This is a genomic window from Streptomyces longispororuber (genome assembly GCF_014656095.1).
Classification (GTDB): domain Bacteria; phylum Actinomycetota; class Actinomycetes; order Streptomycetales; family Streptomycetaceae; genus Streptomyces; species Streptomyces longispororuber.
In genome coordinates, this window is record NZ_BNBT01000315.1 from 1 (window position 1) to 1,825 (window position 1,825).

Consider the following 1,825-nt stretch of genomic DNA (forward strand, 5'->3'; position numbering starts at 1 on the left):
GAGGCCGGGGCGGAGCCGGTGGCGGCGGGCCCCGCGACGCCCGCCACCGCCGTCCTGACGGCCCTGTGCGCCGGCCGCACCGTCGAGATCCGCGACGGCGCGCCTGAGGTCAGCGCCCTGGACGCCGACGCCGCCCGCGTCCGCGTCCTCAGCCCCTCCCTCGCCCCGACCGCTCCCGGCGCCACCGGCGAGCTGTACGTCGCCGGCGCGTACGGGCGCGGTCACCTCGGGCAGGGCGCCCTGACCGCCGCGCACTTCGTCGCCGACCCGCACGGCGCGCCCGGTGCCCGCCTGTTCCGCACCGGCCTGCGTGCCCGCGTCACCGCCGACGGCCGGCCCGAGCCGCTCGGCACCACCCGCGGCACCGCGGCCCACCGGGCCGCGGAGGCCGTCCTGTCCCGGCACGCCCAGGTGGCCGACGCCGCCGTGGTCACCGTCGGCGCGGGCCCCGTCGCCTACGTGGCGGCCGCGGACGGCGGCCGGGTCACCCCCGAGGAGCTGCGGGACCTCACCGCACGGCACCTGCCGCACCGGCTCGTGCCGCGCGCGGTCGTGGTCCTGGACGAGCTTCCCAGGACCGCCACCGGGCGGCTCGACCACAAGCGGCTGCCCGAAGCCGCCGACGCGCCCCGCCAGGCCAGGACGGCGGGCAGCGAGCGCGAGGAGTACCTGACCCGCCTCTTCGGCGAGGTGCTCAAGCGCGAACAGATCGGCGTCGACGACAACTTCTTCGCCATGGGCGGGAATTCACTGCTCGCGACCCGGCTGATCGGCCGGATCCGCAACGAGCTGGGAGTGGAGCTCACCATTCGCTCGGTATTCCAGTACAAGACCATCGCCGAACTGGCGGCTCACTGGGACGACATCGTCACGGCGAGCGGCCCCCGACTGCGCAAGATGAGCTAGGGAGAAGCCCCGCATGTCCACCGCACCTGAACTTGCCGGCGAGACCCCCTACATCTGGCGCGCCCGGCAGCCCCGGAGCAGGCACCGGCTGATCTGCTTCCCGCACGCGGGCGCCGGCGCCACCGCCTACGCCGACTGGGCGGCCCTGCTTCCGCCGGAGGTCGAGCTGGTCGCCGTCCAGCTCCCCGGCCGCCAGGACCGCATCGCCGAGGAGCCCTTCACCGAGGTCGGCCCGCTGGTCAGCGTGTTGACGCACGCGCTGCGGCCCGTGCTCGGCGGGTCGTTCTCCTTCTTCGGCCACTCCTGCGGCGCGGCGCTCGCCTTCGAGCTCGCCAAGGCCCTGCGCGCCAAGGGGCAGCCCGGCCCCGACCACCTCTTCCTGTCCGCGCAGGCGGCGCCCGGCGCGACCGGCATCCGGCAGCTCCACGCGCTGCCCGACGACGAGTTCCGCGACGCGATGCTGACCCTCGGCGGGATCGACGAGGAGATAGCCAACGACGAGTTCGTCATGGACTCCCTGGTGCCCGTGCTCCGCGCGGACTTCGCGCTCTGGGAGCGCCACCGCACGGCCCCCGACGCGCCGCTCGACTGCCCCATCACCGTCCTCGCCGGTGAGGACGACCCGCAGGCCCCGAAGGAGTCGCTGGAGGGGTGGCGGGCGCAGACGACCGCCGAGTGCGCCGTCCTGTTCCACCCCGGCGGGCACTTCTACTTCCTCGACTCGCCCGGCACGGTGGTCTCCACCCTGACCGAGAAGATGCTGGGCGCGGCGGCGGGGAGGACGGCATGACGAGCGCGGACGCCCTCGGCGTACTCGACGCGATCACCGGCGAGATCACCGCGGCCGCCCGGGCGGTGCCCGGCGTCGGCGACGCCGTCGCCCTGGCCCGCAAGGGCGTGCGGGCGGCGGCGCGCCCGC

2 protein-coding genes are annotated in these 1,825 nt (G+C 75.8%); both read left to right on the forward strand.

The annotated features are described in order from the left end of the window. A partial coding sequence (locus IE330_RS38385; protein ID WP_229926237.1) for a phosphopantetheine-binding protein occupies positions 1-906 on the forward strand: 906 nt, incomplete at its 5' end. Positions 907-919: 13 nt separating this feature from the next. Continuing rightward, positions 920-1,696, forward strand: a complete 777-nt coding sequence (locus tag IE330_RS38390; protein ID WP_190140804.1) for a thioesterase II family protein — start codon at positions 920-922, stop codon at positions 1,694-1,696. Positions 1,697-1,825 lie beyond the last annotated feature (129 nt).

Excerpts from the sequence above, each read along its gene's own strand:
- IE330_RS38390 (WP_190140804.1), top strand. The coding sequence starts at position 920 with ATGTCCACCGCACCTGAACTTGCCGGCGAGACCCCCTACATCTGGCGC.